Consider the following 8,017-nt stretch of genomic DNA (forward strand, 5'->3'; position numbering starts at 1 on the left):
CCTTACTGTTCAGAAAGGTATGACGGTGTGGAATGCGAAGAGAGCGTGGGTTAGGCAGAAAGAGGCGTGGTATCCAAGGCTAACAAGGTATCTTCATCCAACGGATTGATACGGTCGCCCTCAAGGGGGTCAACTTCTCCGCGATTCAGATATTGTTGAAGATGCATGCCGCGCGTGATCCCCCCCATCTTGTTAACCCAGTAGTTTCGGGCTACAAGCTTGCCTTCATGCCGAAAAAGGTGCATGAACTGCGCATCAGGCCGGATGACCTCAACAATCACCCGCCGTCCCACGGTGCCGTGGTGACAGTTTTTGCAGCCTTTGTGGTAGCGAAAGCGGACTTTTTCTTTGTCACAGTAGGTCGCAATCAGCTGTAACTCATCAGGTTCAAGGCTGTCTTTCACCTGTTCATAAGTCTGTTTGCACTCAGGACATAGCAAAGGAACCAGCCGTTGTGCGATCAGTCCGACAATCAGTTGGGGATCGGTTATAAGTGCTAGCGGGACATCTAATGTGTCGACCATACGACTGATACTACTGGGGGCATCATTGGCATGCAGTGTTGCCATCAGAAGATGGCCGGTTTCAGCCCCAGCAATCGCAGTTTTGACCGAGTCTTTGTCACGCATTTCCCCGACAATTAGCGCATCAGGGTCAAGACGTAAACTGGCCGCAATCGTTCGGGTCCATGCTTGTGCGACCGCTACTGGATCACTTTTGTCAGCATGAATTGGGATCTGGATGCCGGGCAATTTTCCTTCTGGTGGATCTTCGATCGCCAGTAAACGTTTAAGGCCGTGAGTAAACACGGTATACATTTCGGCAAGGGTGCGCAGTGTGGTGCTTTTCCCCGACCCAGTTGGCCCCGAAAGAATGATGAAACCATATGGGCTGCGGAGCATGCGCCGTATCAGCGTGATATGTTCGGGATTAAAACCGAGATTCTCCAATGAAGGAATGTCGTCTCTCTCATCCTTAATCAGACGGACAACAGCGTAAACGCCATTTTCGGTAGGTATATGCGCGTAGCGAGCAGCATATAACTCTGCCTTGTGCAGATACTTGTTTTCAATGCGGGCATCCTGGATCTCGTTTTCCATGAACTCCCTGGCACCCGAATCCGACATGGTGTTCACCATGCAGCGTAGCAGCGTCATTCCCTCATCAGTTGTTTTATTGGCCACTACTGACAGGTCACCATGGATACGTTGATAGATAGTAGTGCCATCTGTATCAATCAGAAAGTGCATATCAGACGCGCCCAAGGCAGCAGTTTGGGTATAAAGGTCAATGACTTCCGGCTGGAGGTTTTCTGCAGTATCAACACGAACCCGATTTTTTTGGCGGTGCTGGGATATTGCGTCAAAGCGAACCATTTCAGTGATCATTTCGGGGATATGGGACAGAGCGCGTTGTAGCTCACTTTGAACCGCTGGCATCCTACAATGGTCGGCAGACACGTAACAAATGGGGGGGGACCCTGTTTCCCAAAACATGTATTCGTTAGCCAACGCATTAAATTCAAAAACGGGGGAGGTACCCGATTTAGGTAGAGAGGTATTCATATTATTCACCAAAAGTCAGCGTATGACGCTGGCCCTGCGTATCCTTGACTTCAACAGTACTGGCAGAAATATCGGTTACGAGTAGATCGCGGCCAGGAATTTTGCTACCGCTGCGAACAAGGATGGATAAGCCATTATCAAGCATGAGGCGAGCTGACAAAGACCGTCCTTGTCCACTGATTTCAAGAATACGGGGGGGGCCAGATTTTATCTGCTGGGGTATATTGATTGTGGGATTGGGCAGTCCTGGAGGCAAGTTTGTGCCAGACATCACCATTTGTCCTGATGTTGTGTCGCTGTACTGGTTCTTGGCCTTCGCCAGTGAGGCTCTGGCGTTGGCCAGTTGAGCTTGCGCCTCGGTTAATAGCGTTTGGGTATTGATTTTTTCCAGTTCGTTCAACGTACCTGAGGGTAAGGGAACGGCAGTATTTTCCTCTTGGGATACTTGTGGTGTTGGAAGTTCGGTATCCGCGTTTGCTGTTATGGCCAGAACGAACACCAGAGAAAAAATAAAACGTCCACGGTTATGGATTGGCATAAAGAGTTCCTTCGAGTGTGTAGCTTAGGCGAACACCCTCACGTACCGTGCGAATACGGGCTATGCGTAATCCCGGCATCGGTAACGAATCGATATAGATGTCAGGAGATATCGGGAGGATTAACGTAAAGTGCACCTCGCGCCAAGGCAGCGTGACGTTCTCTCCGTTAATTAGCTGCGTACTGGGCTGAGGGTCGAGTTGCAACTGAGCATTTTGGCGCTGGGCAAAAGTGGTCAGTATTAGCATGGCTTCTGTCAGGCCTATCAACTTTAGCTGACCCGAGCCTGATAACACCGCTACTGGCAATGTGACCGTGCCTTGATCAGCTCCCCCTGGAATATTGAAATCAACCTGACGATCTCCAAACAACTCTTGAGCCCGTCGTCTAAAGTCTGCAACGCTGGCATTCCCTGTCCGCCGATAAATCAGAGCGATATTGCTCTGGCGGTTGTAGGTTTTACTCTCCAGCATCCATCCGGCAACAGACAGCGGGATTTGGTATTCGCCATTGCCATGAATAATAGCCGGAGTATCAGGCAGAGAAGGCCAGGGGGGGGAGACAGGTTTTGTTTGTACTTGTGCATTTTCTTTTAGTTGCTGTTGTGCAACCTGTAACGCTCTGTCTTCTTTCCACCCCTGATAGAGATGTATCCCCACGATAGTACCTACCACGACTAGCGCAATCAGTGAATATCGTTGCACTGGGCGACGTAAGGACATTGATGGGATGTTGTAGCGCTTGTTAACACCGGGCAAGAGGGTGAAATCAATCAGTGCCCTTGTTTCAGACTCTTTATCCGCAAAGAAACCGACAGGGGCAATCACATGCCATTTATGGGCGCCGGTGTTCATGGACAGGAAAAAAGTGACGGCCCGCAATGTGCTCTCTTTGTTACCCACCTTGTCACTGAGAACGGAGAGTTGTCCTTTACAGTTAGCCACGAACCAGTAGACGTCAGGTTGTAATTCAAATACGGCATAGCAATCATCACTCAGTTGATGAGCGACAGCGAGGGCGGCACTGATGGGTTTTTTCTTTTCACTTTTGGGCACTTGGACCCAACAGGCTAATAATTCACTTTCAGAAAAATGGGTTGCGAGAAAATGCGTAGCGCCCTCCCGAGCGGCTCTGCGTCGTAACTCGGCCTTACTTTGTATCGGTGCTACTTCCCATCGCAATGCTGCCAGCCAGTTTTGATCAGGGGGGTGTGGCAGGCGTGTAGCACCGTTTAATATCTGTATCGAGTCGTCCATCTATTTATCCCACGATGTTTGCTGTCACTAAAATGAGTAACATATTGCGGTTTTTCTCCGCGTTGCCGCCGCCGCCCAACCCCCAGAATGAGGTTGAACCAACCCCCTGTTTAGATGCCGTGTTATTGCCTTGGTCAAAGGCGGTTAGCAGCATTGTATTACCCGAGCGGAGAATGACGCGGTATGTGGAGGTTTTGAGGTGTGTACGGGAAAGTTCTGACTGGGCATCACCTTGTTTAACGGTGCGGAACGTCGGGTCGTCTGAGATGCTGATGGAAAATTGCAGTTGCATCTGATCGCTATCCGGCATCATGTACGGCATGGCCACCATATTAAAACCCGTGGTGATAGTGGCACGCTGGATATCGGTAGAGCTGCCTACGTTGGCGGTTTGTGCCGTGGTAATACCAGCGACAAAGTCCTGCTGTAAGGCCATTTGCAACGGCACTGGTGACATATTGGTAGTCATGGCTGAGGCCTGAGTCACGATGCTGGTATTGGTCTTTTCAGACAGAGCCCTAATGAATGCCTCTGACCCTTTTCCTTTACCGTCCAGTAGGGTGACCCCTCCGCTCATGGCATTGTCGGCCACATTTGCAAACGAACCCGTCAACATACCTTTGACACTGCCGCTATTAAATACGCCAGCCAAATCGAAACCCAGGTTTTCCTGATTACGGGCTTCGACACTGTAGACCTGAACGTTAAAAACCACTTGCCGGTTAAGTTGTTTATTACGGTCAGCAATATAACGCCCAACAGCTTCAAGTACTTGAGGTGTATCACTGACCGTCAGCATGCCGGCCGAAAGATTCATGCGGCCCACTTTAGGTGTCAGCATGGCGGCTACCGTGGTTTTGATATCCTCATACAAACTGGTTTTTATTTTCGTCTCTGTTGATTGTGATGTGTTGTTATCGCCGGAAATACCGCCCGTAGAAGTGGTACCACCAGAACTGCCGTTGCTGGTTGTTGTTCCACTGACTGTTGTGGAGGAAAAGACCGTCATGTTGTCCATAAAATTAACGGGAAACGTGCGCGTATCTATGTAGAAAATAGTAATTTTACCCTGCTCATAACGCCATGACAGGCCTAGGCGTGTCGTGATGTTATCCAGAAGTCCTTCGAGCCCACCTTGCCAGAACACGCCGCGCAATATGGTATTCGTCGTCGTCACCGGCGTAGTTGAGGGTGCTGATGTAGAACCCAGTTGCGCCAACGGAACCATGCCTGTCGTCGGGTCTGGTGGGGGAATGGCACCACTCATCGCCTGGGTAGTGGTTCCACCCGAAATTCCAACCCCTTGCGCGTCAGGTGTGATGAACAGCGGAATGTGACAGGTGGTAGAGATGAACGCACCAATCTCGGCAAGGCTGACATCACCGGCGCGGCTGAATATCGGTGCACATGAGGGTAGCTGGCTTTTCTCGCTGCCTTTTCCCGTGATAGGTGTTGGGTTAATCCACTGAGATGTTAGTTCTTTGACGACATGACCTTTTCTCATATCTTCAATCTGGCCAGAAACAATTTTCTGGGTTTTTTCGGTATCACTGATCTGAGTGTTGATGCGATCCAAGCTTGGGCAGCCTGTCAGTAGCAGGCAGGCACAAATAGGGGCAAGTTTTGCCCTTGAAAATAGCAACATGTGATCTCCATTAATTAATGTAGACGATTGACCCGTCTGGAATTGATGTGGGAGCAGTAAGCCCTGTACTGAGTCCAGCGTGATCAAACAGCTGCCGGTTGTAGACTCGCCCCAAAAGAGATGAACTCAGTGATGCATTGATTAATGCATTCATGAGTCCGGGATAGTCTGATTGATAAACCCATGTTCTTCCCTGAGTTCGGAGGTTATTGACTGGGCCTAGTGGAAACACGGGCTTATTAATACCAACTACGCCCTCGTTCTGAGGATGCGTGTAGAGCGTGTCATTTATCTGGTTGATATAGCTTACTGTTGCCACGGCTTGTGCCTGGGCCTCGATGGTCTGTGTAGATATAGCACTCATTTCAGTGTGCTGGGGTGGGACTAGCGTCAGAGTCAAGAGGCCGATCATAAACGCCATCATCCAGTGTGACATTATGGCTCCTTGTCACTGACGATAACCTGACATTGCTGGCTCCGAGTTCCTGCGTACAGTGGCACAGAGGCATTCAGGTAAAGACGGAAAGCACCGTTCAGTGCATCCATAAACGTTCCATGGAAGACCAGCGGAGCATCGATACGGTAATTCACAGATGTTAACCACTGTACGGTCCAGTGATCGATGTTGGGGAGTGAACATTTCTCTTCTGCAGACCACGTCAAGAGAGAATCTTTGAGCGTACTACCTGGTGTCATAACCCAAACACGACGAGCTCCAGTCGAACCCGGTGAGGTGATTTTGGCCGACAGGATTGAGGTGGTTTTCTTCTCTGCCGCGGGTTGGCCTGTCAATGGGTTGCTTTTATTGACTACTTCGGTTTTAAGGGATGGAGCTGTAGTTGTTGTGATCACGGAGGCTTTAGGCACAAGAGGGACTGTTGCAGATACCGTAGAAATAGAAATCCTTCGATTTAGCCAGTCGATTGATGCTTTTAGTTTTTCCTGCGTAAGCAAGCCATTGAGTACATACGGCCACTGATCATTACCGCGCCACTGTAGCGGTCGCCGCACATCGGGAGTTATACCTGCGCCATAACTATGTTGCCAATCTACTGGCGCTATTCGTGTAACAGCTTGCCTTAGTGTCTGGGCTTGACCCGCGCCCGCCAGCGCTGGAGTACCCGGTCGTCCTTCACTAAAACTAACAGCTCGTAATCCAGCAATCTTCTGGCCCGCCAGCATCGATGGTTGTGAATTATTGGCCGCATTTAATACCGGTTTGTTTGTTTTTTGTGGCACAACCGGCAACGAGTTCTTAGGTCTTAATCTGACATTGCTGACTAGCGCCAGTTCAACCTGGGCTTGTTGAATAAGAGGGCGCTGCTCTTGTATCAGCGTGGTAACAAATTGTTGTGCCGGTGTTGCAGGAGGCTTGTGAGTCGTCAGGGCACAGCCGCTCAACACCACCGGCGCTAATGCGATGGGGATGAGCATTTTCATTGGCGTTTATTCCTGGAACCGCGTGGTCGACGTGGTTCGTTGGCTATGTCGAGGACTTTCTGAGCCAGTTCAGCGCTGTCGATTTGGTGAGCCAGGTCCAAAATGGCGTAAAGGACATGGCGACAAGCAATGGGCCGGTCGAGTCTTCCGGTCAGGTTCACGGCCTGTTCTGTCAGCATATTGTCATGCTGAACACCCAGGGAATATGTTTTGCGTAGAGACATTCAAGTCACCTCGGTTACGCGGTGGCGTATGCAGGGGAAAAAAGACCACCGACAGTACGGGTGGTCAAGAGGGCCATCAGTGGAGACTGAGGGTGCTACTGGGGGTAGGAATGTCGACGTGGTCTACAAGAGTTCAAATGGGAAATATATTGAGGGAGATAATCTTTACCGGTGTCGTGTGTTTTATTACCCGGACTACGAACATCATCTTCTAAAGTAAAAGCTTGTAGAACAAAATCATCTGGTTGCCATTCAATGGCAGGGGGAACAGCCTGGACTTGCTTTGACATCTATCCTCCGGTTAGGCAGAGAAATACTGAAATCAAATCAATAAATTCATCGGAAGTTAGCTGATTGCCTCTATAAAAGCGTAAAAGAGGGCACTACGTACTTCGCCATCTTTTTCATCAACCAGCGACTGGATCTGCTGGCGTTGCACATTATTGAGCGGAATCTGATTCTTATCCCACTGACGTTTTCCGGGATGAATGCTGGAAAATGCCTGCACACAAACAGGCAATCGCATCACACTGTCCACGACTGTTTCACGAATAGGAACTATTTCGCCCGCAAAACGCACCAGATGGCTGATGCCTGGGGAGGTTTCGATTTTAGATGAGTGATGAATTTCGGGATCGAAACAAATAAAGATATAACCAGGAAATAACTGCTCAATGACTTGTCGGTGTTGGCCAGGGCGGTCGGCCCGAGGACGATAAGCGCGCATTATTGGACTAAAAGCCATGACATTTATGCGCTCCAGGGTCATCTGGGCTTTGAAGACGTTATCTTTTCCTGCTTTATGGCAAGCGAGATACCAGCGTTCCATGATGTTCCCCAGTGATTAGCGGAAGAATAATGAAAAAGCGCAATGAAGTGAGTAAGCTCCGCCAAAATCGAACCCAGAGGATTCAACTGACAAAGACGAGCGATAGTGAAAACGTGCATCGCGGTTCTCCTAACTGCGCTTTAGCCTGGACTGTACCCGACAACCAAGGGCAGAGAGGTGCCGGCAGGAAGCTACCAGGCACAGTCCGGGCTAAAGCAAATGTACGGGTTTTTGGCGGGTGTAAGTTGGCGGACTTACAAGCCGTTTGAACCTGTACTTAAGTATGGTGTTGAATGGTATTTTCAATCTAATCTGTTGTAAATTACTTTTTAACGATCATATATCCTGACATTGATGCATCAAACAGTGATAAATAACTATTTACCCCTATTTTTTGATCAAAAGATCTAGAAAAGATCCTTTTTTTAGATCATTCGATCTTTAAATCTAAATAATCAGAATATTTGACTTTCATTATTACTTTACTGACAGGTTAAATAATGAGCGATATGGGGCTAAAA

General features: G+C 49.1%; 8 protein-coding genes. All 8 read right to left on the bottom strand.

What is annotated here, in order from left to right:
* Positions 1–50: 50 nt before the first annotated feature.
* The 8 genes from AACW11_RS14870 to AACW11_RS14905 all read right to left on the bottom strand — a co-directional run bounded on the left by AACW11_RS14870 (position 51) and on the right by AACW11_RS14905 (position 7,496).
* Positions 51–1,439, bottom strand: a complete 1,389-nt coding sequence (locus AACW11_RS14870) for a GspE/PulE family protein (RefSeq protein WP_186370929.1) — start codon at positions 1,437–1,439, stop codon at positions 51–53.
* Between the two features lie 127 nt (positions 1,440–1,566).
* Positions 1,567–2,103: a type IV pilus biogenesis protein PilP gene (gene pilP, locus AACW11_RS14875; RefSeq protein WP_145592805.1), complete on the bottom strand. Its 537-nt coding sequence runs from the start codon at positions 2,101–2,103 to the stop codon at positions 1,567–1,569.
* Positions 2,090–3,358 (bottom strand): type 4b pilus protein PilO2, encoded by a 1,269-nt coding sequence (pilO2, locus tag AACW11_RS14880; protein ID WP_145592804.1) that lies wholly within the window; start codon positions 3,356–3,358, stop codon positions 2,090–2,092. Before pilO2 ends, pilP begins: the two co-directional genes overlap by 14 nt.
* A gap of 4 nt (positions 3,359–3,362) precedes the next feature.
* Entirely contained in the window at positions 3,363–5,003 is a 1,641-nt protein-coding gene (gene pilN, locus AACW11_RS14885) for a PilN family type IVB pilus formation outer membrane protein (protein ID WP_145592803.1), read from the bottom strand.
* Between the two features lie 10 nt (positions 5,004–5,013).
* Positions 5,014–5,439, bottom strand: coding sequence for a type IV pilus biogenesis protein PilM (gene pilM / locus AACW11_RS14890; protein ID WP_212587011.1), 426 nt, complete (start codon positions 5,437–5,439; stop codon positions 5,014–5,016).
* Positions 5,439–6,437 carry a TcpQ domain-containing protein gene (locus AACW11_RS14895; protein WP_212587012.1) on the bottom strand — a complete coding sequence of 333 codons (999 nt, stop codon included), beginning with the start codon at positions 6,435–6,437 and terminating at the stop codon, positions 5,439–5,441. The genes pilM and AACW11_RS14895 overlap by 1 nt, the downstream gene beginning before the upstream one ends.
* Before the next feature lie 2 nt (positions 6,438–6,439).
* Entirely contained in the window at positions 6,440–6,667 is a 228-nt protein-coding gene (locus tag AACW11_RS14900) for a hypothetical protein (protein WP_145592800.1), read from the bottom strand.
* Between the two features lie 346 nt (positions 6,668–7,013).
* Positions 7,014–7,496 carry a transcription termination/antitermination NusG family protein gene (locus tag AACW11_RS14905; RefSeq protein ID WP_145592799.1) on the bottom strand — a complete coding sequence of 161 codons (483 nt, stop codon included), beginning with the start codon at positions 7,494–7,496 and terminating at the stop codon, positions 7,014–7,016.
* Positions 7,497–8,017: the final 521 nt, after the last annotated feature.

The sequence above is a fragment of the Yersinia sp. Marseille-Q3913 genome (assembly GCF_963892745.1).
In the GTDB taxonomy this organism is placed as follows: Bacteria; Pseudomonadota; Gammaproteobacteria; order Enterobacterales; family Enterobacteriaceae; genus Yersinia; species Yersinia bercovieri.

Coding starts and splice junctions, on each gene's coding strand:
- pilM (WP_212587011.1), bottom strand. CDS start 5,439: ATGTCACACTGGATGATGGCGTTTATGATCGGCCTCTTGACTCTGACG.
- AACW11_RS14905 (WP_145592799.1), bottom strand. CDS start 7,496: ATGGAACGCTGGTATCTCGCTTGCCATAAAGCAGGAAAAGATAACGTC.
- AACW11_RS14870 (WP_186370929.1), bottom strand. CDS start 1,439: ATGCCAGCGGTTCAAAGTGAGCTACAACGCGCTCTGTCCCATATCCCC.
- AACW11_RS14895 (WP_212587012.1), bottom strand. CDS start 6,437: ATGCTCATCCCCATCGCATTAGCGCCGGTGGTGTTGAGCGGCTGTGCC.
- pilO2 (WP_145592804.1), bottom strand. CDS start 3,358: ATGGACGACTCGATACAGATATTAAACGGTGCTACACGCCTGCCACAC.
- pilP (WP_145592805.1), bottom strand. CDS start 2,103: ATGCCAATCCATAACCGTGGACGTTTTATTTTTTCTCTGGTGTTCGTT.
- AACW11_RS14900 (WP_145592800.1), bottom strand. CDS start 6,667: ATGTCTCTACGCAAAACATATTCCCTGGGTGTTCAGCATGACAATATG.
- pilN (WP_145592803.1), bottom strand. CDS start 5,003: ATGTTGCTATTTTCAAGGGCAAAACTTGCCCCTATTTGTGCCTGCCTG.